The sequence below is a fragment of the Dyella sp. KRB-257 genome, assembly GCF_049445995.1.
Classification (GTDB): domain Bacteria; phylum Pseudomonadota; class Gammaproteobacteria; order Xanthomonadales; family Rhodanobacteraceae; genus Dyella_A.
This window is the reverse complement of the sequence record NZ_JBMSDZ010000009.1, coordinates 95,342-119,239: the sequence shown is the minus strand read 5'-3', so window position 1 is coordinate 119,239 and position 23,898 is coordinate 95,342. Positions and strand designations below refer to the sequence as shown.

19 protein-coding genes are annotated in these 23,898 nt (G+C 67.8%); 6 read left to right on the top strand and 13 right to left on the bottom strand.

Going from position 1 to position 23,898, the window contains the following annotated elements:
- Positions 1-106 precede the first annotated feature (106 nt).
- The 6 genes from ACO2Q2_RS09460 to ACO2Q2_RS09435 all read left to right on the top strand — a co-directional run bounded on the left by ACO2Q2_RS09460 (position 107) and on the right by ACO2Q2_RS09435 (position 8,169).
- Entirely contained in the window at positions 107-2,950 is a 2,844-nt protein-coding gene (locus ACO2Q2_RS09460; RefSeq protein ID WP_423255518.1) for a 2-oxoglutarate dehydrogenase E1 component, read from the top strand.
- Between the two features lie 82 nt (positions 2,951-3,032).
- On the top strand, positions 3,033-4,241 hold the full coding sequence (gene odhB / locus ACO2Q2_RS09455) for a 2-oxoglutarate dehydrogenase complex dihydrolipoyllysine-residue succinyltransferase (RefSeq protein WP_423255517.1): 1,209 nt from the start codon (positions 3,033-3,035) through the stop codon (positions 4,239-4,241).
- 164 nt (positions 4,242-4,405) lie between these two features.
- Positions 4,406-5,845 (top strand): dihydrolipoyl dehydrogenase, encoded by a 1,440-nt coding sequence (gene lpdA / locus ACO2Q2_RS09450; RefSeq protein ID WP_423255516.1) that lies wholly within the window; start codon positions 4,406-4,408, stop codon positions 5,843-5,845.
- 277 nt (positions 5,846-6,122) lie between these two features.
- A complete protein-coding gene (locus ACO2Q2_RS09445) occupies positions 6,123-6,719 on the top strand; it encodes a TIGR00730 family Rossman fold protein (protein ID WP_423255515.1) in 597 nt (198 codons plus the stop codon).
- Positions 6,720-6,736: 17 nt separating this feature from the next.
- Positions 6,737-7,732, top strand: a complete 996-nt coding sequence (locus tag ACO2Q2_RS09440) for a YhdH/YhfP family quinone oxidoreductase (RefSeq protein WP_423255514.1) — start codon at positions 6,737-6,739, stop codon at positions 7,730-7,732.
- A gap of 71 nt (positions 7,733-7,803) precedes the next feature.
- Positions 7,804-8,169: a response regulator gene (locus tag ACO2Q2_RS09435; protein WP_423255513.1), complete on the top strand. Its 366-nt coding sequence runs from the start codon at positions 7,804-7,806 to the stop codon at positions 8,167-8,169.
- A 79-nt stretch (positions 8,170-8,248) separates the two neighbouring features.
- Here the strand turns inward: ACO2Q2_RS09435 and ACO2Q2_RS09430 are convergent, their stop codons facing one another.
- From ACO2Q2_RS09430 to infB, 13 genes are all read right to left on the bottom strand, one after another.
- Positions 8,249-9,148, bottom strand: a complete 900-nt coding sequence (locus tag ACO2Q2_RS09430; RefSeq protein ID WP_423255512.1) for a DnaJ C-terminal domain-containing protein — start codon at positions 9,146-9,148, stop codon at positions 8,249-8,251.
- A 75-nt stretch (positions 9,149-9,223) separates the two neighbouring features.
- Positions 9,224-9,673 (bottom strand): Hsp20/alpha crystallin family protein, encoded by a 450-nt coding sequence (locus ACO2Q2_RS09425; protein ID WP_423255511.1) that lies wholly within the window; start codon positions 9,671-9,673, stop codon positions 9,224-9,226.
- 265 nt (positions 9,674-9,938) lie between these two features.
- Positions 9,939-12,551, bottom strand: coding sequence for a DNA gyrase subunit A (gene gyrA, locus ACO2Q2_RS09420; RefSeq protein WP_423255510.1), 2,613 nt, complete (start codon positions 12,549-12,551; stop codon positions 9,939-9,941).
- 139 nt (positions 12,552-12,690) lie between these two features.
- Positions 12,691-13,101 carry a GtrA family protein gene (locus ACO2Q2_RS09415; RefSeq protein WP_423255509.1) on the bottom strand — a complete coding sequence of 137 codons (411 nt, stop codon included), beginning with the start codon at positions 13,099-13,101 and terminating at the stop codon, positions 12,691-12,693.
- Positions 13,098-14,111, bottom strand: coding sequence for an S-methyl-5-thioribose-1-phosphate isomerase (gene mtnA / locus ACO2Q2_RS09410; protein ID WP_423255508.1), 1,014 nt, complete (start codon positions 14,109-14,111; stop codon positions 13,098-13,100). The genes ACO2Q2_RS09415 and mtnA overlap by 4 nt, the downstream gene beginning before the upstream one ends.
- A gap of 73 nt (positions 14,112-14,184) precedes the next feature.
- Positions 14,185-14,376: a PspC domain-containing protein gene (locus tag ACO2Q2_RS09405; protein WP_423255507.1), complete on the bottom strand. Its 192-nt coding sequence runs from the start codon at positions 14,374-14,376 to the stop codon at positions 14,185-14,187.
- A gap of 19 nt (positions 14,377-14,395) precedes the next feature.
- Positions 14,396-15,460 carry a class III poly(R)-hydroxyalkanoic acid synthase subunit PhaC gene (phaC, locus tag ACO2Q2_RS09400; RefSeq protein WP_423255506.1) on the bottom strand — a complete coding sequence of 355 codons (1,065 nt, stop codon included), beginning with the start codon at positions 15,458-15,460 and terminating at the stop codon, positions 14,396-14,398.
- 9 nt (positions 15,461-15,469) lie between these two features.
- A complete protein-coding gene (locus tag ACO2Q2_RS09395; protein ID WP_423255505.1) occupies positions 15,470-16,858 on the bottom strand; it encodes a poly(R)-hydroxyalkanoic acid synthase subunit PhaE in 1,389 nt (462 codons plus the stop codon).
- 112 nt (positions 16,859-16,970) lie between these two features.
- Complete coding sequence (gene pnp / locus ACO2Q2_RS09390) at positions 16,971-19,076, bottom strand: polyribonucleotide nucleotidyltransferase (RefSeq protein WP_423255504.1); 2,106 nt, start codon at positions 19,074-19,076, stop codon at positions 16,971-16,973.
- 21 nt (positions 19,077-19,097) lie between these two features.
- Positions 19,098-19,367 carry a 30S ribosomal protein S15 gene (rpsO, locus tag ACO2Q2_RS09385; protein ID WP_404633265.1) on the bottom strand — a complete coding sequence of 90 codons (270 nt, stop codon included), beginning with the start codon at positions 19,365-19,367 and terminating at the stop codon, positions 19,098-19,100.
- A gap of 190 nt (positions 19,368-19,557) precedes the next feature.
- Positions 19,558-20,481, bottom strand: coding sequence for a tRNA pseudouridine(55) synthase TruB (truB, locus tag ACO2Q2_RS09380; protein WP_423255503.1), 924 nt, complete (start codon positions 20,479-20,481; stop codon positions 19,558-19,560).
- Positions 20,481-20,876 carry a 30S ribosome-binding factor RbfA gene (gene rbfA, locus ACO2Q2_RS09375; protein ID WP_423255502.1) on the bottom strand — a complete coding sequence of 132 codons (396 nt, stop codon included), beginning with the start codon at positions 20,874-20,876 and terminating at the stop codon, positions 20,481-20,483. Before rbfA ends, truB begins: the two co-directional genes overlap by 1 nt.
- A 165-nt stretch (positions 20,877-21,041) precedes the next feature.
- Positions 21,042-23,819, bottom strand: a complete 2,778-nt coding sequence (gene infB / locus ACO2Q2_RS09370; RefSeq protein WP_423255501.1) for a translation initiation factor IF-2 — start codon at positions 23,817-23,819, stop codon at positions 21,042-21,044.
- Between the last annotated feature and the right edge of the window lie 79 nt (positions 23,820-23,898).

Below are 23,898 nucleotides of genomic sequence, written 5' to 3'. Positions count from 1 at the left end.
GTTGCCGCATCGCAGCAGCCCGGGGCTATAATTAACAAGATTTTTGCCAGCCTTCTGCTGCACCAAGGGCAGCGCGGGCGGCCTCCCTTCCCCGACCGGTGGTGACGTGAGTACAAACCTGATTCGCGAGTTCTTCGAATCCTCCCAACTCGCAGGCGGCAACGCCGATTATGTCGAAGCGCTGTACGACGCCTGGCTGAGCGACCCCGGCTCCGTTCCCGCCGAATGGAACAGCTACTTCCAGAACTTCAATGGCCGCGCGTCGGGAGATGTCTCCCACACCGCGGCCATTGCGCGTATCGAAGCGGCGCAGAAGCAGCGTCGCGGCGTCGTGGTGGCCGCCGGCCCGGTCGACGACGCGCACGCGCGCAAGCAGGCCGGCGTGCTGCGCCTGCTGACCGCCTACCGTTCGCGCGGCCACCTCGCCGCCGACCTCGACCCGCTCGGCCTGGCGCAGAAGATGGACGCGCCGGACCTCGGCCTGCCCTTCCACGGCCTGGCCGAGTCCGACCTCGACACCGAGTTCGACTGCGGCACCTTCGCCGGCGGCGGCCAGCGCCTGAAGCTGCGCGAGCTGCTGGCGCGACTGAAGAAGATCTACACCGGCACCATCGGCGCCGAGTTCATGTACATCTCCGACCACGCCCAGCGGAACTGGATCTACAGCCGGCTGGAGCAGGCCAACGGCGACCCGGGCCTGGCCACCGACGAAAAGCACCACCTGCTCGACGTGCTCACCGCCACCGAGGGCCTGGAACGCTACCTGCACACCAAGTACGTCGGCCAGAAGCGCTTCTCGCTGGAAGGCGGCGACAGCCTGATCCCGCTGGTCGACGACGTGGTGCGCATGTCCGGCGACAACGGCATCAAGGAGCTGGTGATCGGCATGGCCCACCGCGGCCGCCTCAACGTGCTGGTCAACATCCTGGGCAAGCCGCCGAAGATCCTGTTCGACGAGTTCGAGGGCAAGTTCGAGCACATCGACGACCCGGCCTACTCGGGCGACGTGAAATACCACATGGGCTTCTCCTCCGACCTCAAGACCCCCCGGGGCGGCGTGCACGTGGCACTGGCGTTCAACCCGTCGCACCTGGAGATCGTCAACCCGGTGGTCGCCGGCTCGGTGCATGCGCGCCAGCTGCGTCGCCGCGACACCGAACACCAGCAGTCGATGGCCGTGCTGATCCACGGCGATGCCGCGCTGGCCGGCCAGGGCGTGAACATGGAACTGTTCAACATGTCGCAGGCCCGCGGCTTCCGCATCGGCGGCACGCTGCACGTGGTGGTGAACAACCAGGTGGGCTTCACCACCTCCAACCCGCAGGACGCCCGCTCCACCATGTACTGCACCGACCTGGCCAAGATGGTCAACTCGCCGGTGTTCCACGTGAACGGCGACGACCCCGAAGCGGTGATCCAGGTCACCCGCCTGGCCCATGCCTTCCGCAGGACCTTCCGCAAGGACGTGGTGATCGACCTGGTCTGCTACCGCCGCCACGGCCACAACGAGGCCGACGAGCCGGCGGCCACCCAGCCGCTGATGTACCAGATCATCCGCAAGCGCCCGACCACCCGCGACCTCTATGCCCAGCGGCTGCAGAAGGACGGCGTGATCGCCGACGGCGACGGCCGGAAGCGGCTGGACGCCTATCGCGAGCGGCTGGAAGCCGGCGCACCGCTGGCCAAGTTCAACCCGACCCCGGTGCGCGACCTCGAGATCGACTGGAGTCGCTTCTACAACCATTCGCTGTCGGAGGCCGTGGACACCGCAGTGCCGAAGCAGAAGCTGGTGGCACTGGCCAAGCGCATCCTCGACCTGCCGGGCGACCTCACCCTGCAGTCGCGCGTGGCCAAGATCTATGACGACCGCCGCAAGATGGCCGCTGGCGAACAGCCGGCCGACTGGGGCTTCGCCGAAAACCTGGCCTACGCCACCCTGATCGACGGCGGCCACAACCTGCGCCTGGTCGGCCAGGACTCCGGTCGCGGCACCTTCTTCCACCGCCACGCGGTGCTGCACGACCAGAAGGACGGCCACACCTACCTGCCGCTGGGCACGATCCGCGACGGCGCCAACGTCGAGGTGATCGACTCGCTGCTCAGCGAGGAGGCGGTGATGGCGTTCGAGTACGGCCACTCCACCACCGACCCCGACACGCTGCACATCTGGGAGGCCCAGTTCGGCGACTTCGCCAACGGCGCGCAGGTGGTGATCGACCAGTTCATCAGCTCCGGCGAGTCGAAATGGAACCGCCTGTGCGGCCTGGCGCTGTACCTGCCTCACGGCTACGAGGGCCAGGGTCCGGAGCACTCCTCCGCCCGCCTCGAGCGCTTCCTGCAATTGTGCGCGATGAACAACATGCAGGTGTGCGTGCCGACCACCCCGGCGCAGGATTTCCACATGATCCGCCGGCAGATGCTGCGCCCGGTGCGCAAGCCGCTGATCGTGATGACGCCCAAGTCGCTGCTGCGCCACAAGCTGGCGGTGTCGAGCCTGGACGAGCTGGCCAACGGCAGCTTCCAGCTGGTGATCGGCGAGCACCGCGAGCTGCCGGCGAAGAAGGTCAAGCGCGTGGTGCTGTGCGCGGGCAAGGTCTACTACGACCTGCTGGAAGAGTCGGAAAAGCGCAGCCTGACCGACGTCGCCATCGTGCGCGTGGAGCAGCTGTACCCGTTCCCGCGCCCGGAAGTCACCGCCGAATTGGACAAGTACGCTTCCGCCAAGGAAGTGATCTGGTGCCAGGAAGAGCCGATGAACCAGGGCGCGTGGTTCCAGATCCGCCACCATCTGCAGGCCTGCATCGGCGCCAGGCACACGCTGTCGTACGCCGGCCGCGCCCGCTCGGCGGCGCCGGCCGCCGGTCACCTCAACGAGCACAACGCCGAGCAGGCGGCGCTGGTCGAGCAGGCGCTGGCCGCCCCGATCGGCACCGACCATTCGGCCGAGTAGGATTTTTCGAACAGCGCGGCCGGGACGGCCGCTTTGCTCCCGCGCCCACGGATGGGCGCCCACCCAAGCTCAAGGACCCCGTATGTCCATCGAAGTCAAAGTCCCCGTCCTCCCCGAGTCCGTCTCCGACGCCACCATCGCCACCTGGCACAAGAAGGTCGGCGATGCGGTCAAGCGCGACGAGAACCTCGTCGACCTGGAGACCGACAAGGTCGTGCTCGAAGTGCCCTCCACGGTCGACGGCGTGCTCAAGGAAATCCGCCACCAGGAAGGCGACACGGTGAACAGCGAGCAGGTCATCGCGATCATCGAGGAAGGCGCCGCGGCCGCCGCGCCGGCCCCGGCGAAGGACGAGGCCAAGGCGGCTGCGCCCGCGCCGGCCAAGGCCGAGGCACCGAAGGCCGCCGGCAAGGGCACCGAGGAGCTGTCCCCGGCCGGCCGCCGCGTCGCCGAGGAAGAGCACATCGACCCGTCCAAGGTCGCCGGCACCGGCCGCGACGGCCGCGTGACCAAGGAAGACCTGGTCAACTACGGCAAGGGTGGCGCCGCCGCTGCGCCGGCCGTGCCCGCCGCCAAGCCGACGCCGGGCGCCCGTCCGGAAGAGCGCGTGCCGATGACCCGCATCCGCGCCCGCATCGCCGAGCGCCTGATGCAGTCGAAGAACTCGATCGCCATGCTGACCTCGTTCAACGAGGTGAACCTGGCCGAGGTGGTGAAGATGCGCAAGACGCTGGGCGAGTCGTTCGAGAAGGCGAACGGCATCAAGCTCGGCTTCATGAGCTTCTTCGTCAAGGCCGCGGCCGAGGCGCTCAAGCGCCGCCCGGTGATCAACGCCTCGGTCGACGGCAACGACATCATCTATCACGGCTACCAGGACATCTCGATCGCCGTGTCCACCGACAAGGGCCTGGTGACGCCGGTGCTGCGCGACGTGCAGGACATGAGCTTCGCCGACGTCGAGCAGGGCATCGCCGGCTACGCCAGGAAGGCGCGCGACGGCAAGCTCGGCCTGGACGACCTGCAGGGCGGCACGTTCACCATCACCAACGGCGGCACCTTCGGCTCGCTGCTGTCCACGCCGATCGTCAACCCGCCGCAGAGCGCGATCCTGGGGATGCACACCATCAAGGAGCGCGCCATCGTCGAGAACGGCTTGGTTGTAGCCGCGCCGATGATGTACCTGGCGCTGTCCTACGACCACCGCATCATCGACGGCAAGGACGCGGTGCTGTTCCTGGTCGACATCAAGAACCAGCTGGAGAACCCGCAGCGCATGCTGCTGGGGCTTTGATCGAACAGAAGCGAGGGACGAGGGGCGAGTAGCGAGGGCGCACGACCACGCGCCAACGCAATCCGGATGCCGGAACTCGCCCCTCCCCCCCTCGCCCCTCGCCCCTTTCCATCTCATCGCCGCAGCGCATCGGCGCGCGACAACGCTCCAGAGGAACCTGAAACATGAGCGAAAAATTCGACGTCATCGTCATCGGCGCCGGCCCCGCCGGCTACGTGGCCGCGATCCGCGCCGCCCAGCTCGGCCTGAAGACCGCCTGCGTGGATGCCTTCGTCGGCAAGGACGGCAAGCCGGTCCTCGGCGGCACCTGCCTCAACGTGGGCTGCATCCCGTCCAAGGCGCTGCTGGATTCCTCCAGGCAGTTCTACGGCCTCAGCCACAACCTGCCGGCGCACGGCATCAGCGTGAAGGACGCCAAGGTCGACATGGCCACCTTCATCGGCCGCAAGGACAAGATCGTCAAGCAGTTCACCGGCGGCATCGGCCAGCTGTTCAAGGCTAGCAAGGTCACGGCGTTCTTCGGCAAGGGCAAGCTGCTCGGATCCGGGACCGGCGGCAGCAACCAGGTCGAGATCACCGGCAACGACGGCGCCGTGCAGACCATCAGCGCCACCAACGTGATCCTCGCCTCCGGCTCGGTGCCGATCGAGCTGCCGTTCGCCAGGTTCGACGGCAAGCACATCGTCGACAACGCCGGCGCGCTGGACTTCACCGAGGTGCCCAAGCGCCTGGGCGTGATCGGCGCCGGCGTGATCGGCCTGGAGCTGGGCAGCGTGTGGAACCGCCTAGGCTCCGAGGTTACCGTGATCGAGGCGCTGCCCGATTTCCTCGGCGCCGCCGACGCGGACATCGCCAAGCTCGCCCTCAAGGAGTTCACCAAGCAGGGGCTCACCGTCAAGCTCGGCGCCAAGCTGGCCAAGGCCGAGGTGAAGAAGAACGAGGTCCACCTCACCTACGAGGACAAGGACGGCGCGCACGACCTGGTGGTGGACAAGCTGCTGGTGGCCGTGGGCCGCCGCGCCTACACCGACGGTCTGCTGGTCGACGATACCGGCGTGAAACTGGACGAGCGCGGCCGCATCGTGGTCGACGAGCACAACCACACCGGCGTGGACGGCGTGTGGGCGATCGGCGACGCCGTGCGCGGCCCGATGCTGGCGCACAAGGGTTCCGAGGAAGGCGTGGCGGTGGCCGAATGGATCGCCGGCAAGGCCGGCCACGTCAACTTCGACACCATTCCGTGGGTGATCTACACCGAGCCGGAAATCGCCTGGGCCGGCAAGACCGAGAAGGAACTGAAGGACGCCGGCGTCCCGTACAAGGTCGGCAGCTTCCCGTTCGCCGCCATCGGCCGCGCCGTGGCGATGAACGAGGCGATCGGCCAGGTGAAGATGCTCGCCCATGCCGAGACCGACCGCATCCTGGGCGTGCACATGGTCGGCCCCGGCGTATCCGAGCTGATCGCCGAGTGCGTGGTGGCGATGGAGTTCAAGGGCTCGTCGGAAGACCTTGCCCGCATCGTCCACGCGCATCCGACGTTGTCCGAAGCCGTGCACGAAGCGGCCCTGTCGGTCGACAAGCGCGCCATCCACAAGGGCAATTGAGCGCAGGATGCGCTCATCCCGGACAGCCCATGGATGGGCGTTGATCCGGGATCCACATCCACAAGGATGCGCTCATCCCGGACAGCCCATGGATGGGCGTTGATCCGGGATCCGGCGCCTTCGGCCCGCTCGTGGCGGCATGGGCGGGCCGCTTGCTCTTCCGCCGTCATTCCAGCGCAAGCCGGAATCCAGTGACTTTTTGCGTGAACTCCGGAAGTCACTGGATTCCAGCTTGCGCTGGAATGACGGTTTCCTGCTGATCGCTACAGGCAACGTCATGCCCCACATCACCTCCCTCTGCGTCTACTGCGGCTCCGCCAACGGCAACGATCCGGCCTACCTCGCACTGGCGCACGACTTCGGCAGCGAGCTCGCACGCCGTGGCATCGCGCTGGTGTACGGCGGCGGCAAGGTCGGCCTGATGGGCATGGTGGCCGACGCGGTGCTGGCCGCCGGCGGCAAGGTGATCGGGGTGATCCCGCGCCAGCTGGTCGAGAAAGAGGTCGCGCACACCGGCCTGACCGAACTGGTGGTGGTCGACACCATGCACCAGCGCAAGACCCGCATGTACGAACTGTCCGATGCCTTCGTCGCCCTGCCCGGCGGCTTCGGCACCATGGACGAGATATTCGAGATGCTGACCTGGGCGCAGCTCGGACTGCACCGCTACCCGTGCGCCTTCCTCGACGTGCGCGGCTACTACGCCGGTCTGCGCGGCCTGATGGACCACATGGTCGACGAAGGTTTTGTACAGCCCGGCCAGCGCGACAGTGTATGGTTCGGCGATTCGATGACCACCCTGTTCGACTGGATGGCCGGCTATGACGGCGGCCACGCCGCCCGCGTGATCGGACCGGCCAGCATCAAGGCTTGATGCCAGGAGCATTTCGCATGACTTCGTTCCGTGCCTTTCGCATTCACCAGGACGATGCCGGCTTCCATGCCGGCCTGGAAACCATGGATACCGATGCGCTCTGGCCGGGCGAAGTGCTGGTCAAGGCTGCCTACTCTTCGGTGAACTTCAAGGACGCGCTGGCCGGCACCGGCAAGGGCCGGATCCTGCGTCAGTTCCCGCTCAACGGCGGCATTGACGTGGCCGGCCACGTGGTGGCGTCGACCGATCCGGCGTTCAAGGAAGGCGATGCGGTGCTGTGTACCGGCGCCGGCCTGTCCGAGACGCGCGACGGCGGCTACGGCGAGTACGTACGCCTGGACGCGCGCTGGACCATTCCCCTGCCCGCCGGCCTGGGCCTGCGCGAGAGCATGATCCTGGGCACCGCCGGCTTCACCGCCGCGCTGGCGCTGGCGCAGATGCAGGACAACCGCCAGACGCCGTCGCTCGGGCCGATCGCCGTCACCGGCGCCACCGGCGGCGTGGGCATGCTGGCGGTCGACATGTACGCACGTGCCGGCTACGAGGTGCACGCGATCAGCGGCAAGGCCGATCACTTCGGCTTTCTCGCCGAACTGGGCGCGGCGCAGTGCATCGACCGCCACCAGCTCGCCTTCAGCGGCAAGCCGATGGACTCGGCGCGCTTCGGCGGTGCGCTGGACAACGTCGGCGGCACGATGCTGGCCGGCCTGCTGCCGCTGATCGCGCCGTACGGCAACGTGGCGATCTGCGGCAACGCCGGCGGCATCGCGTTCGACAGCACCGTGATGCCCTTCATCATCCGCGGCGTGAACCTGCTGGGCGTGGCCAGCGCCGGCACTGCACGCGACCAGCGCGACCGGGTGTGGCAGCATCTGGCGAGCGACTGGAAACCGCGTCACCTCGATCGCATCGCCACCCGCGAAGTCACCCTCGACGAACTGCCGGCCGTGTTTCCCGCCATGCTGGCCGGCCAGTCGTTCGGCCGTACCGTGGTGCGCCACGCCGGCACCTGATCGCGGCGACTTGGAAGCCGGTCGGGCGCAGCTTAGAATTCATTCACTTTCGCACAAGGGATCCCCACCTTATGGCCCGTATCCTCATCGTCGACGATTCCCCGTCGCAGTTGCTCGGTCTCAAACGTGTCGTGGAGAAGCTCGGCCACGAGGCGCTGACCGCCGAGGACGGCGCCGCCGGCGTCGAGGCGGCCAAGCGCGAGCTGCCGGACCTGATCCTGATGGACGTGGTGATGCCCAACCTCAACGGTTTCCAGGCCACCCGCACGATCAGCAAGGACCCCACCACCGCGCACATCCCGGTGGTGCTGGTGACCACCAAGGACCAGGAGACCGACAAGGTCTGGGGCATGCGCCAGGGCGCCAAGGCCTACGTCACCAAGCCGATCAAGGAGGACGAGCTGGTCGCCACGCTGGCCGAGCTGCTGCCCGCCTGACCGGCGCGGCCATCGCCGGACACCAAACACGGCGCCCGCGGGCGCCGTGTTCGTTGGATGCCTGCGGACCGGCCACGTTTCAGCCGCGCGGGTCGTAGTCCGCAAAGTGCCTGTGCAGCGACTCGTAGGCCTTGCGCTGCTTGTCGTCGTCGGCCGGTGGCGTGCGGATAGACAGCTCCACCAGCTGGTCGCCGGGCGGCGAACCGGGCATGCCGCGGCCCTTCAGCCGCAGCTTCTTGCCCGACTGCGAACCGGCCGGAATGCGCAGATCCACCGTGCCGGCCAGCGTCGGCACCGGCACCGTGGCGCCCAGCGCCGCCTCCCAGGGGGCGATCGGCAGCACGTGCAGCACGTTGCGCCCGTCCAGCTTGAAGCGGGCGTCATCGCGGATCGCCACTTCCAGCAGCAGGTCGCCGTTGGGGCCGCCTGCCGCGCCGGCATGGCCCTGGCCGGACAGCCGGATCACCTGCCCCGGCTGGATGCCGGCCGGGATCTTCACTTCCAGCACGCGCTCGTTGCCGTGGCCGTCGTGCAGCGCCACACGGGTGCGGCCGCCGTCGAACGCGGTCTGCAGATCGATCTGCACCTGCGCCTGCACGTCGCGACCGCGCCGCGCGCGGGGCTGGCCGCGATGGCCGCCCGCGCCGCGACCGAACAGGCTCTCGAAGAAGTCGCTGAAGTCGCCCTCACCGGCGCCGCCGTGGCCAAAGTCATAGCCCTGGCCGAAGCCCGGCGGCGGGCGGAACTGCTCACCGCCGCGGTAGCCGCCGGCGCGCACCTGATCGTAGGCGCGGCGCTTTTCCTTGTCGCGCAGCACCTCGTTGGCCTCGTTGATGGCCTTGAACCTGTCCTCGGCACCGGACTCCTTGTTCTTGTCCGGATGGTATTGCCGCGCCAGCTTGCGATAGGCGGCCTTGATCTCCGCCTCGCTGGCATCGGGCTTCACGCCCAGGATGTCGTAATAGTCTTTGAACTCCACTCACCTCTCCCCGGCGACGGATCATGCAGGTTCCGCGGCGGGCATGTGCCTGCCGCGGATGCGGTCGGGGTCAGCTTACTCGGCCGCGTTGATGGTGATGCGGCGCGGCGTGGCCAGCGGCTTCTTGGGGATGGCGATTTCCAGCACGCCGAACTTGCCGGTGGCGGTGATGCCCTCGGCATCGGCGCTGTCCGGCAGCGTAAAGCGGCGATGGAACACGCCGTGGGCGCGCTCGACCCGGGTGTACTTGCTGTTGTCACCGCTCGGTGCCTGGCGCTCGCCCTTGATGGTCAGGATGCCCTTCTCCATGCTCACTTCGATCTGCGCCGGATCCACGCCCGGGATGTCGGCCAGGATCACGAAGCGCTGGTCGTCCTCGCGGATGTCCACGTGCGGCGCCCACTGGCTGGTCACCACGTTGGAGGCATCGCCGTCCTCGGTCTGGAAGAAGCGGTCGAAGACCTGGCGGACTTCCTCCGGAAACATGCGGGTGGCGCTCCACTGCATCGGGTTGCGGTTGCTCATGGCTGACTCCTCGAAAAGGTTACGGCGTGCGCGCCGCTTGCCTGTCAAGTAGGTGCGGCCGGCCGCGATTCAAGGCGACAGCCGCGGCCGGCGCGGTTCAGGATCCCCGGGAACCTGCCCGCCATCCGCGCCACAAGGAGCACCGGATGCGGGTGCGCTGCCTGTTGCTCACGCGCATGGCGTCAGGTTGAGGCTCTCTCGTCGATGAAACGAAAAAACCCCGGCGCAGGCCGGGGTTTTTCGTGGTGCCATCACTGGCGAGTGATCAGGCCTCGTCGCCGGCCGGCGCCGTGTCGGCATCGGCCTGCGGCGGCTGGCCTTCAGGCACCAATGCCTCGGTCTCTTCGCCGTTGTCCTCCTCGGCCTCCAGCCGCACCACGCTGACCAGGACCTCGTCGGCCGGCAGCCTGATCAGGGTGACGCCCTGGGTGTTGCGGCCGAGCTGCGAGACTTCGGCGACGCGGGTGCGCACCAGGGTGCCCTGGTTGGAGATCAGCATCAGCTCGTGCGCCTCGGTGACCTGCACCGCGGCGACCAGCGGACCGTTGCGCCCGGAACACTGGATGCCGATCACGCCCTGCGTGCCACGGCCCTTCTTCGGGAATTCGTCGAGCGCGGTGCGCTTGCCGTAGCCGCGGGCGGTGGCGGTGAGGATGTCGCCCTCGGCCGCCACGATCATCGACACCACCTCGACGCCCTCCGCCAGTCGCATGCCGCGCACGCCGGTGGCGGTGCGGCCCATCGAGCGCACGGTGTTCTCGTCGAAGCGGTTGACCTTGCCGTTGGAGGCGAACAGCAGCACGTCGCTGTTGCCGTCGGTAAGCGCCACGTTCACCAGCGCATCGCCGTCGGCCAGGTTGATCGCCTGCTTGCCCTTCTGCAGCTGGAAGGCGAACTCCGGCAACGGGGTCTTCTTCACCGTGCCGTTGCGGGTGGCGAAGAACACGAAGCGGTCCTCGGCGTACTCGCGCACCGGCAGCACCGCCTGCACCTTCTCGCCCTCGGCCAGCGGCAGCAGGTTGACGATCGGCTTGCCGCGCGCGTTCGGGCCGGCCTCCGGGATCTGGTACACCTTCAGCCAGTAGACGCGACCGGTGCTGGAGAACGCCAGCAGCGTGTCGTGCGTGTTGACCACCCACAGCTGCTCGACGACGTCCTCGTCCTTCAGCGCGGAGGCCGAACGGCCCTTGCCGCCGCGGCGCTGCGACCGGTAGGTGCTGGCCGGCTGGCGCTTGATGTAGCCGGTATGCGACAGCGTCACCACCACGTCTTCCGGCGCGATCAGGTCGAGTACGTTGAGGTCTTCCTGCGAGACCTGGATCTCGGTGCGGCGCGCGTCGCCGAACTCGGTCTTGATCGCCTCCAGCTCCTCGCGGATCACGTTGAGCAGCACCTCGGGATTTTCCAGGATCTCGATCAGCCCGCGGATGGTGTCGAGGATCTGGCGGTATTCGTCGGACAGCTTCTCCTGCTCCAGCCCGGTGAGGCGGTGCAGGCGCATGGCGAGGATTTCCTGCGCCTGCACGTCGGACAACTGGTAGCCCTCGGCCTTGAGCCCGTCGCGCGGGTCCATGTCCTCCGGACGCGACGCATCGGCGCCGGCGGCGGAAAGCAGCGCCCCCACCATGCCCGGCTGCCACTTGCGCGCCAGCATGCGCTCGCGCGCCTCGGCCGGCGAGGCCGAGGTCTTGATCAGCTCGATCATCTCGTCGATGTTGGCCAGCGCGACGGTGAGGCCTTCGAGGATGTGCGCGCGGGCGCGGGCCTTGCGCAGATCGAAGATGGTGCGGCGGGTCACCACCTCGCGGCGATGACGGATGAAGGCCTCGAGGATGTCCTTCAGGTTGAGCAGTTTCGGCTGGCCGTCGAGCAGCGCCACCATGTTGATGCCGAAGGTGACCTGCAGCTGGGTCTGCTGGAACAGGTTGTTGAGCACCACGTCGGCCATCGCGTCGCGACGGATCTCGATCACCACGCGCATGCCGTCCTTGTCGGACTCGTCGCGCAGCTCGCTGATGCCTTCGAGCTTCTTTTCCTTCACCAGCTCGGCGATCTTCTCGATCAGCCGCGCCTTGTTCACCTGGTACGGCAACTCGTGGATGAGGATCGTCTCGCGGCCGTTCGGCTCGGTCTCGATCTCGGTGCGCGCACGCACCAGGATGCGGCCGCGGCCGGTGCGATACGCCTCGACGATGCCGGCCGAGCCGTTGATGATGCCGTGGGTGGGAAAGTCCGGCCCCGGGATATAGGTCATCAGCTCGTCGATGCCCAGCGACGGGGCATCGATCAGCGCGATGGTCGCGCCGATCACCTCGGTGAGGTTGTGCGGCGGAATGTTGGTGGCCATGCCCACCGCGATGCCGGCCGAGCCGTTGATCAGCAGTGCCGGCACCCGGGTGGGAAGCACCAGCGGCTCGTGCTCGCTCTCGTCGTAGTTGGGCCCGAAGTCGACGGTTTCCTTGTCGATGTCCGCCAGCAGCTCGTGGGTGAGGCGCGACATGCGCACCTCGGTGTAGCGCATCGCCGCCGCGTTGTCGCCGTCGACCGAACCGAAGTTGCCCTGGCCGTCGACCAGCATGTAGCGCAGCGAGAACGGCTGCGCCATGCGCACGATGGCGTCGTAGACCGAGGCATCGCCGTGCGGATGGTATTTACCGATGACGTCACCGACCACGCGGGCCGACTTCTTGTACGGCTTGTTCCAGGCGTTGCCCAGCTCACTCATCGCAAAAAGCACGCGGCGATGGACCGGCTTGAGGCCGTCGCGCACGTCCGGGAGGGCGCGTCCCACGATCACGCTCATGGCGTAGTCGAGGTAACTCTGGCGCATCTCGTCTTCGATATTGACGCGGATGACTTCTTTGGCGAGTTCTGCCATCAATCGGCTTCCCAGTGAACGAAAAAAAACCGCATCGCCAGCGCCTCAGGCGCGTGCGCAAGCGACCCGGAATTCAAGCTGCGCAGTGTACCACGAAAGCACTTTGTACGGCAGTATTTAGTGCTTTTGCATCAATCACTTAGCGCGGTGTCTTGGGGTGACGGAAAAGCACCCCGCGTGCTGCCGAAAAATTGACCAGCGCAGCCACCGCCGATCCGACCGCCGCGGCCAGTGCCGGCCACCGATGCCAGACCGGAAACAGCTGCAGGCACAGCACGTACACGCCGTAGTTGACCACCGCACCGGCGCTCATCAGCGCCAGCCAGTGCAGCCATTCGGCATGCGCACGACGCCCGCTGGAACGGCCCGCGAAGGTGTGCCGCCGGTTCCACCACCAGGTGAACGTGGCGGCGAGCAGGAACGACACCACGCGCGCGAGGTAGGCGTTCCAGTGCTGCAGGCCCACCAGCGCCTGCACCACCGCCGCGTCGATGAGCAGGCCGAGCACGCCGCCGATCGCGAACAGCGTGATGTCGCGCGGCAACCTCACCCGCCGAAGACCGCCTGCATCACGGCCGCGTCGGGCCGCTCGATCACGCCGCGCTCGGTGACGATGGCGTCGATCAGTTCGGCCGGGGTGACGTCGAACACCGGGTTCCACGCCTCGGCACCCTCCACCACGGTGCGCTGCCCGCCGGTGGAGAGCAGCTCGGTGGCGTCGCGCAGCTCGATCTCGATCGCTTCGCCGTCGGGCGTGGCCATGTCCACCGTCGAGGACGGTGCCACCACCATGAACTTCACGCCGTGATGGCGCGCGGCGATGGCGAGCTGGTAGGTGCCGATCTTGTTGGCGGTGTCGCCGTTGGCCGCAATGCGATCGGCGCCGACGATCACCCACTGCACGGCGCCGGATTTCATGAGATGGGCCGCGGCCGAGTCGGCGATCAGTCTGGCCGGGATGCCGTCGCGCACCAGCTCGTACATGGTCAGCCGCGCGCCCTGCTGCCACGGCCGCGTCTCGCCGGCATAGACGTGATCGATGCGTCCGCCGGCGACGCCGGCGCGGATCACACCGAGCGCCGTGCCGAACCCGGCGGTGGCCAGCGAGCCGGTGTTGCAGTGGGTCAATACGCCCGAGCCCGGCGCGATCAGCGCCGCGCCCAGCTCGCCCATGTGCCGGTTGGCGGCGAGGTCTTCGTCCTGGATCGCCTGGGCTTCGACCGCCAGTGCGGCAGCATCGGCGCCGGCGGCGATGCGCTGCTTCATGCGGTCCAGCGCCCACATCAGGTTGACCGCCGTCGGTCGCGCCGCGCGCAGCATCGCCAGCGCCGTGTCCAGCGGCGCACCCTGCTGCGCGGCAAGCACCACGCCCCAGGCGGCGGCAATGCCGATCGCCGGCGCGCCGCGCACCACCAGGTCGCGAATGGCCAGGGTCACGTCGGCGGCGGTCCGGCAATCCATCCAGCGCTCTTCGTGCGGGAGCCGGCGCTGGTCGAGCAGTCGCAGGTGATCGCCCTGCCATTGCACGGCACGGACGCGGTCGTAACGGTCGTAATCCATCGGGAGTCTTCGTACGTCGGAAAAGTTGGCCGCGCGGCGCGCGGCATGGTGTTGCGCAAGGGGCCGGCCCGGCTCAGGCGGCCTTCGGCATCACCAGCCACAGCACCAGATAGAGCAGTATGCCGGAGCCTCCCAGCAGGGTCAGCACGATCCATCCCACGCGCACCAGGGCGGGATCCCAGCCGTAGTAGTCGGCGATGCCGCCACACACGCCGGCAATGCTGCGGTGGGTGCCGGAGCGCTGCAGCCGCTTGCCTTCGGTCATGGTTCGATATCCTCCGGAATCAGCCGCGCGCACGCAGCCACTGGTGGATCGCCGGCGGCACCTCGCGCTGAGCCCGACCGGAGACGTAGATGCCGATGTGCCCGCCCTTGAATGCCACCTCGGTGTAGTCGCGCGTGCCGATGTGCTGGCGCAGCGCGCGCGAAGCGTCGGGCGGCACCAGGTGATCCTGTTCGGCGTAGATGTTGAGCACCGGCTGCTGGATCAGTCCCAGGTCGACCGGACGCCCACCGATCTCCAGCGAGCGCCTGACCAGCTTGTTGCCCTGGTAGAAATCCTTGATGAACTGGCGGAAGGCTTCGCCGGCCTGGTCGGGCGAATCGAAGATCCACTTCTCCATCCGCAGGAAGTTCTCCAGCTCGGCCGGGTTGTCGAGGATGTCGACCAGGCCCACGTATTTCTGCTGGTTCAGTCGCAGCGGCTTGAGCGTGAGGTAGACCCAGTTCATCAGCCCCGCGGGGATGTTGCCCATCACGTCGACGAAGCGGTCGACGTCGAGGTTCTGCACCCAGTGCGAGAGCATGTTGTCCGGCGTGTGGAAATCCACCGGGGTGACCATGGTGATCAGGTTCTTCACCTTGTCCGGGTGCATCGCCGTGTAGCACAGCGAGAATGCACCGCCCTGGCAGATGCCGAGCAGGTTGAGCGCATCGAGCCCGTGGCGATGACGCACCACGTCGACGCAGCGGTCGAGGTAGCCGTTGAGGTAATCGTCCAGCGTGAGCCAGCGATCGGCGCCGTCGGGGTAGCCCCAGTCGATCAGGTAGACGTCCTCGCCCTGCCCGAGCAGGTTGCGCACCAGCGAGCGGTCGGGCTGCAGGTCGGTCATCCATACCGTGTTGACCAGGGCGTAGACGATCAGCACCGGCGTCTTCGCGGTGGGGCGGCTGCCGGTGAAGTGCCACACCTTGAGCTTGTCCTCGCTGTAGACCAGCTCGCGCGGCGTGTTGGCGTAGTGCGGCTCGCCGAGTTTCGGCAGGTTCTGCATGCCGGCCGCCAGCTTGTGCTGGAAACGGTTGATCTCGGCCAGCGCCTGGGCCGGGTCGATGCGCAGCGGTGTGTACATGGCCATCCCTTACTTGCGCCCCGCGCGGCGCGGCGCAGGGGTGCCCGGGCCGACGATCGAACGCCGCTTGCCCCCCGGAGCCTTCGTCACCGCCATCCGGCGCGAGCGCGCCGCCGCTCGCTTGCGACTGCCACTGGCCGCCGGTGCCGGAGCCGGCACCACCGCCGGGGCGGCCTTCTTGACCGCGGCCGGCCGCGTCGCCGGCTTTTTCTTCGAGACGGCCTTTTTCACGACGGCGTGGTCCGGGACCGTCTTTTTTGCCGCCGACCGGGCCGACGGCCTGGCCTTCGCCGATGAGTGCTTGCGCATGGCGGGCGCGCCGGCGGAAGACGCCGCCTTCTTCGCCACGGCCTTCTTCGCGGCAATTCTTGGCGCCGGCGATTTCGCAACGCTGGCCGGATGGGGCGCCGTATCAGGCGCCGTCGGCCGGTTGGAGAGGCCGGCACCGTCCAGCTGTTTCTTCAGGGCCGCCAGTTCGGTGCGCAGCACAGCGAATTCTTCGTCCGCGTCGCCGCGGCTGGCCGCACGCTGCTCGCGCCGCACTTCCTGCAGGCGCTTGCCCAGGCTGTCGACCTCGCTGCGCGTGGGCAGGCCGAGCTGGCGGCACAGTTCTTCCAGCTGTTGCTGCATGAGTTGGCGCTCAAGCATCTGCGCGTTGACCATGGCGCCGTAGACCTCGCGGAATTCGTCGCTGAGCGCGATCTCGGCATAGGCCTCCTCGACCGAGTCGACCCACAGGTCGTACAGCGCCTTCAGCGATTCGATCTGCCGGCCGGGCTCGGAGTGCTCGGCCAGCCTGTCCTGCAGGCGCTCCAGCCCCTGCGCGTTCGCACGCAGGATCAGCGCCTGGTAGCGCCGCTGCTGTTCGGCGCTGTCGAGCATCGCGGCCATCAGCGCCTGCTGCCTTTCCTGCTGCTCGCGCTGCAGGCCGAAGGCAGGCATGTGCATGGGCCGGTGCCAGTCGGCACCAGCCGAACCGCCCTGCCCGACCGCCGCCAGCCAGGCCTGCCACTGCTGTACGAAACCCTGCGCGGCGGTGCTGTCGATGCCGCCGAATGCCTGCGCAAACGGTTGGCCGGCGTGGCCGAACAACTGCTGCATCTGCGCCTGCCAGTCGGTGCCCAGCGGATCGGCCTGGCTGCTGGCGGCGCGCTGCATCCAGTCGAGGTAGCCCTTGATGCCGGTGAGGCTGCGCTCGAGCACACCGTTCAACGGCGCGCCCGTGGCGGCCCCCATGCCGAACGTCGGGTCGCCCGGCGAAAACCCGGTGCCCATGCCACCGAACGGCGATGCCGGCGGCTGGGTCGAGGTCTGCTGCAGGTAGCGCATCCACTGCTCCCACGATTGCTGGGCCATGGCCTGGGATTGCCTGATGAAGTCGCTCGCCTGATCGGCCATGACTGTCTCCGGATGCGGATATCGCGAGCATCGTAGCAAATGGATGTGGCGTAAAACGAAGAAGGCCCGGCGTCGCCGCCGGGCCTTCGATGCATTCGACGCGAGTCTCGACTCAGGCGCCGGCGGCTTCGTCTTCGGTCACCGCCTTCATGGACAGGCGGATGCGGCCCTGCTTGTCCACCTCCAGCACCTTGACCTTCACGATGTCGCCTTCCTTGAGCTTGTCGGACACCTTTTCCACGCGCTCGGAGGAAATCTGCGACACGTGCACCAGACCATCCTTGCCCGGCATGATCGTCACGAACGCGCCGAAGTCCATCAGCTTGGCGACCTTGCCCTCGTAGATGCGGCCCGGCTCGACGTCGGAGACGATCTGCTCGATGCGCTTCTTCGCCTCGTCGGCCGCCAGGCGGTTGACCGAGGCGATGATGACGGTGCCGTCGTCGCTGATGTCGATGGTGGTGCCGGTCTCCTCGGTGATCGAGCGGATGGTCGCGCCACCCTTGCCGATCACTTCGCGGATCTTGTCCGGATGGATCTTGATGGTGAGCAGGCGCGGCGCGTACTCGCTCATCTCCGAACGCGGCGTGCTGATGACCTTGGCCATCTCGCCGAGGATGTGCAGGCGACCACGCTTGGCCTGCTCCAGCGCCACCTTCATGATCTCCTCGGTGATGCCGTCGATCTTGATGTCCATCTGCAGCGCGGAGATGCCATCGGCGCTGCCGGCCACCTTGAAGTCCATGTCGCCGAGATGATCCTCGTCGCCCAGGATGTCCGACAGCACGACGAAGTCGCTGCCTTCCTTGACCAGGCCCATGGCAATGCCGGCCACCGGCGCCTTCAGCGGCACGCCGGCGTCCATCATCGCCAGCGAGGAACCGCACACCGACGCCATCGACGAGGAACCGTTGGACTCGGTGATCTCCGAGACCACGCGCACTACGTACGGGAACTCCTCAATGCTCGGCTTGACCGCCTGCACGCCGCGCTTGGCCAGGCGGCCGTGGCCGATCTCGCGGCGCTTCGGCGCACCGAAGCGACCGGCCTCGCCCACCGAGAACGGCGGGAAGTTGTAGTGGAACAGGAACGGATCCTTCGACTCGCCTTCCGGCGCGTCGATGATCTGCGCATCACGGGTGGTGCCGAGCGTGGCCACCACCAGCGCCTGCGTCTCGCCGCGGGTGAACAGCGCCGAGCCGTGCGTGCGCGGCAGCACGCCCACGCGCACCGAGATCGGACGCACGTCGTCGAGCTGGCGCCCGTCGATACGCACCTTGGTCTTCAGCACGCTGTCGCGCATGGTGCGGTATTCGAGTTCGGCGAATTCCTTGCCCAGCTCGGCCGAGCTCCAGCCGTGCTGCTCGGCCTGCGCCTTGAGCGACTCCATCGCGTCGGCCTTGATCGCCGAGATCGCGTCGCGGCGCTGCAGCTTGTCGCGCACCTGGAAGGCCTGCTCCAGCTTGTCGCCCACGGCGCCCTTGAGCGCGGCGATCAGCGACTCGTTGCGGGCCGGCGCCTGCCAGTTCCACGAGGGCCTGGCGGCTTCGGCGGCCAGCTCGGCGATGGCGTTGATCGCTACCTGCATCTGCTGGTGGCCGAACATCACCGCGCCGAGCATCACGTCCTCGGACAGCAGCTTGGCCTCGGACTCCACCATCAGCACGGCGCCGGAGGTGCCGGCGACGACGAGGTCGAGGTCGGAGGTCTTCAGCTCGGTGTGCGTCGGGTTCAGCACGTACCGGCCGTTGGCGTAACCCACGCGGGCGGCGCCGATCGGCCCCTGGAACGGGATGCCAGCCAGCGACAGCGCGGCGGAGGCGCCGAGCATGGCCGGAATGTCGCCGTCGATCTCGGGATCAAGCGAGACGACCTGGGCGATCACCTGGACTTCGTTCTTGAAGTCCTCCGGGAACAGCGGGCGCACCGGACGATCGATCAGGCGCGAGGTCAGCGTCTCCTTCTCGGTCGGACGGCCTTCGCGCTTGAAGAAGCCGCCGGGAATGCGGCCGGCGGAGTAGAACTTCTCGACGTAGTCGACGGTGAGCGGGAAGAAATCCTGCCCCTCGCGCGGCTTGGTCGCGGCCACGGCGGTGACCAGCACCACGGTGCCGCCCATGCTGACCATGACCGCACCGGACGCCTGGCGGGCAATTTCGCCCGTCTCCAGCGTGACTTCGTGATTACCGTACTGGAATGACTTGGTTACTTTCGCCACGTGATATGTGTCCTTGTCGGATTAGCGGCGCAGGCCGAGGCGCTCGATCAGGCTCTGATAGCGGGCCAGGTCGCGATCCTTCAGGTAGGCGAGCAGGCTCTTGCGGCGGTTGACCAGCTGCAGCAGGCCACGGCGCGAGTGGTGATCCTGCTTGTGGGTCTTGAAGTGGCCGGTGAGGTGGTCGATGCGGGCGGAAAGCAGGGCAACCTGCACTTCCGGCGAACCGGTGTCGTTCGGCACGCGGCCGAAATCAGCAATGATCTTGCCGGTCTGTTCTGCGGTGAGGGACATGGGTATCTCTTCCTTAAAAGCGAATGCGAAGCTTGCGCAACGTCACCGCGCGATGACGTTGCGCAAGCTTCGACTGGTTGAATGAATCGGGTAAATCAAGCTACTCATTGTAGCGATGTGGGCTGCACCACAACAAGACCGTCATCCGGGGGCGCCGTCCGGGTGCCTTGCACCGTGTTTGTTTCTGCGCTCACCCGGGCGGCGGCAGGTTGAAACCCCGCAGCACCCGCAGCTGGCCCTGCTCATCCAGCTCGGCCAGGGCCAGCAGGCTGCCATCGGCGGCGTACGCGGCGCACGGCCCGGCAGGCAAGCCGGCGGGTTCCAGGACCACCCGCCGGCCCTGCGCCACGGCCCGACTCTGCATCGCGTCCAGATGCACGGCAGGCCGGTGTGCCAGCCCCTCAGCCACCGGCCGCAGGAGCGCCAGCAGCACCTCGTCGCCCTGCACGGCGGCCGCCTCGATCTGTGCCAGCGTGACCATGGCCGGCTGCCGGAATGGCTCCACCCACAGGCGGCGCAGCGACACGAGATGCGCGCCACAGCCCAGCGCCTCGCCCAGATCCACGGCCAGGCTGCGGATGTAGGTGCCCGAGCCGCACTCGATTTCCAGTTGCAGCCGGTCGTCGCAGCGGCCGGTGAGTTCGAGCCGGTGGACGTCCACTTCGCGCGCCGGCACCTCGACCGCCTCGCCACGGCGGGCCTTCAGATACAGCGGCTCGCCGCCCTGCTTGATCGCCGAATACGCCGGCGGCACCTGACGGATGCGCCCGCGCAGCGGCGCCAGCGCCGCCTCGATCCGCGCCTCGTCCAGCGACGGCACCGGGCGCTGCTGCAGCACCTCGCCTTCCCGATCGGCGGTGGTCGTGGTGACGCCCAACCGACATTCGGCGGCGTACGCCTTGCGTGATTCCAGCAGATGGCCGGCCAGCTTGGTGGCTTCGCCGAAGCACAGCGGCAGCAGGCCGGTCGCCAGCGGGTCGAGCGCGCCGGTGTGCCCGCCCTTGGCGGCGCGGATCAGCCGGCGCACCGCCTGCAGTGCCTGGTTGGAGCTCAGGCCCAGCGGCTTGTCGAGCAGGACCAGCCCGTGCAGGTCCCGGAACACCGCGCGTCCCATCAGTCGTCGGCAGGTTCGTCCGGGTCGATGGCATCGACCGCGGCGGTCGGTGGCGCGTCCTGGCGCAGCAGGGTCTCGATGCGCTCACCCTTGTCCACCGAATCGTCGTACTTGAAGCGCAGTTCCGGCACCCGGCGCAGCCGCATGCCGCGGGCGAGCGCGCGACGGAATTCGCCGGTGTGTTCCTTCAGCGCCTTCAGCGCCTCGGGCGCCTGCTCCGCCTGCAGCGCGGTGATCCATACCGTCGCCCAGTCCATGTCGCGGGTGATCTCCACGTCGGACACGCTCACCGAAGGCAGCGCGTGATCGCGCACCGCGGCGTGCACCAGCAGTCCGAGCTCGCGGCGCAGCTCGGCGCCAACGCGGTCGGTACGTTTGAAATCGCGTGAGGGCATGGCTTGACTCCTTCGTCGTCACAGGGACGAGAGACGAGTAGCGAGGGCGCCAACATCGCAGTGTCAGGAAAAATGCGAAGCCCGGACAAAACTGCCCGGACTTCGGAGGCTTGCCGGACCAGGGATTTTCGCGCCCTCGCTACTCGTCTCTCGTCCCTGGCTCACTCAAAGGGTGCGGGCCACCTCGATGCGCTCGAAGCACTCGATCTGGTCGCCGACCTTGACGTCGTTGTACTGCTTCACGGCGATACCGCACTCCATGCCGTTGCGTACTTCGTCGACCAGGTCCTTGAAGCGGCGCAGCGACTCCAGCTCGCCCTCGAACACCACCGTGTTGTCGCGCAGCACGCGGATCGGCTTGGATCGCTTGACCGTGCCTTCGGTGACCATGCAGCCGGCCACCGCGCCGAACTTGGAACTGCGGAACACATCGCGCACCTGCGCCAGGCCGATGATCTCCTCGCGCACTTCCATGCCCAGCAGACCGGTAGCCGCCTGGGTCACCTGATCGATCACGTCATAGATGATCGAGAAATAGCGCACGTCCAGGCCCGAGGTGTCGATCACCTTGCGCGCCGAAGCATCGGCGCGCACGTTGAAGCCGATGATCAACGCCTTGGACGCAGCGGCGAGCGTCGCGTCGGACTCGTTGATGCCGCCGACGCCGGAGGCGATCACGTTGACCTTGACGCTCTCGTTGCCGATCTGGCTGAGCGACTCGCGCAACGCCTGCACCGATCCCTGCACGTCGGCCTTGACCAGGATGTTGAGCGTCTGCACATCGCCCTGACCCATCTGCGCCATGATGTCCTCGAGGCGGTTGGCCTTGCTGACCATGCGGTTGTCGCGGCGCTTCTGCGCGCGCTCCGCCGCCACTTCGCGCGCCAGGCGCTCGTCGGCCACCACCACGAAGTCGTCGCCCGACTCCGGCACGCCGGACAGTCCCAGCACCTGCACCGGAATCGACGGGCCGGCTTCTTGCACGGTCTTGCCGGTCTCGTCGACCAGCGCGCGCATGCGACCGAACTCCACGCCGCAGACCACGAAGTCGCCGCGCTTGAGCGTGCCCTGCTGCACCAGCACCGTGGCCACCGGGCCGCGGCCACGATCCAGGCTGGACTCGATCACCACGCCGGAGGCGGGGCCGTCCTTCACGGCCTTCAGCTCCATCACCTCGGCCTGTACCGAGATCGCATCGAGCAGAACATCGATGCCCATGCCGGTCTTGGCCGACACCGGCACGAACGGCGTGTCGCCGCCCCACTCTTCGGGGATCACCTCGAGGTTGCCCAGGCCCTGCTTGACGTTGTCCGGGTTGGCGTCGGACTTGTCCATCTTGTTGACCGCAACGATCAGCGGCACCTTGGCGGCGCGCGCATGCTCCACGGCCTCCTTGGTCTGCGGCATGACGCCGTCGTCGGCCGCCACCACCAGCACCACGATGTCGGTCGACTGTGCACCGCGGGCACGCATCGAGGTGAACGCGGCGTGGCCCGGGGTATCGAGGAAGGTGATCACGCCCTTGGGCGTTTCCACGTGGTACGCACCGATGTGTTGGGTGATGCCACCGGCCTCGCCCGAGGCGACCTTGGTGCGGCGGATGTAGTCCAGCAGCGAGGTCTTGCCGTGATCGACGTGACCCATGATGGTGACCACCGGCGGACGCGTGCTCTTCTCGCCCTCCAGCTCGGCGTTCTGGGTGTGCGCGGCCAACGCGGCCTCGGCGTCGTTCTGGCTTTCGGCGACCGGGATGTGGCCCAGTTCCTCGACCACCAGCACCGCGGTGTCGTGATCGATGGTCTGGTTGATCGTGGCCATCACGCCCATCTTGAAGAGCGCCTTGACCACTTCCGAACCCTTGACCGCCATCTGCTGCGCCAGGTCGGCGACGACGTTGGCGTCGCCCACCACTACCTCGCGCACCACCGCGGCAGTGGGACGGGTGAAGCCGTGCGGACCGCCCGACGAGGCCGATGCGGAACTGCTGCGCCCCATGTCGCGACCACCACGACCGGGCTTGCCGCGCTTGCTCGAACGACGGGCGCGATCGGCCTCGGACAGGTGCAGTTCGCCGCCGGCAAAACGCTTGCCGCCGGGCGCGTCGTCGCGATCGCGGCCGTGCTTGACCTTGGCATTGCGGCTGCCCGCATCGCCGCTGGCCGGGGCCGCAGCGGGAGCGGCGGCGGCCGGTGCGGCGGCAGGAGCCGGCGCAGGCGCGGCGACTACGACCTTCTTTTCGCGACGGCGCGGCTCGTGGATACGCGGCACGATCATGCCGAAGCTGCTGTGGTCGGTCGTGCCGCTGGTGGCTGCACCCGCCGGCGCGGCGTCCACGCTGGCGGCACGTTCCCGGGAGTTCTCGGTATCCGACGCCTCGGCAGCCGGTTCGTCGGCCTGGGTGGGGCGGGCCTGAACCGCTTCCGCCTGGCGACGGGCCTCGTCGGCCGCCCGTTGTGCCTCGGCGGCACGCTGATGCGCCTCTTCCTCGCGGCGGCGTTCGGCTTCGAGGCGCTCGCGCTCCTCGTGCTCGCGCTGCTGCTGCGATTCGGCGAGTTTGCGCATGGCCTCCTCGCGCTCGCTGTCGACACCGGCCTCTTCGGCGATGACGCTGCGCTTGACGTAGGTGCGCTTGGCGCGCACCTCGACGTTCACCGTCTTGGCGCTGGCCGCCGCGCCGCGCCCGCCGGGCGTGGCGACCTTGAGCTCGCTGACCTTGCGGCGCTTGAGCGTGATCTGGCGCGGCGCGGCGTCATCGACTTCCGGCGCGGCCTCGTTCTTGCCATGGGTGCGACGCAGAAAGCCCAGCAGCTTCACCTTCTCGGTGCTGCTGATGACCTGCTCCGGATCGGAAAATTTCATGCCCGCCTCGCCAAGCTGCCCGAGCAGCTTGTCCACCGGCATGCCAAGTACCTTGGCGAGTTGTTTGATCGTGACATCCGACATCGTGTTCTTTCTCCGCCGTTCCCGCGCCTATCGTCCGTGCGGCCTCGCCTGCACGTCCACCTCCATCCGTGGTGGAGAG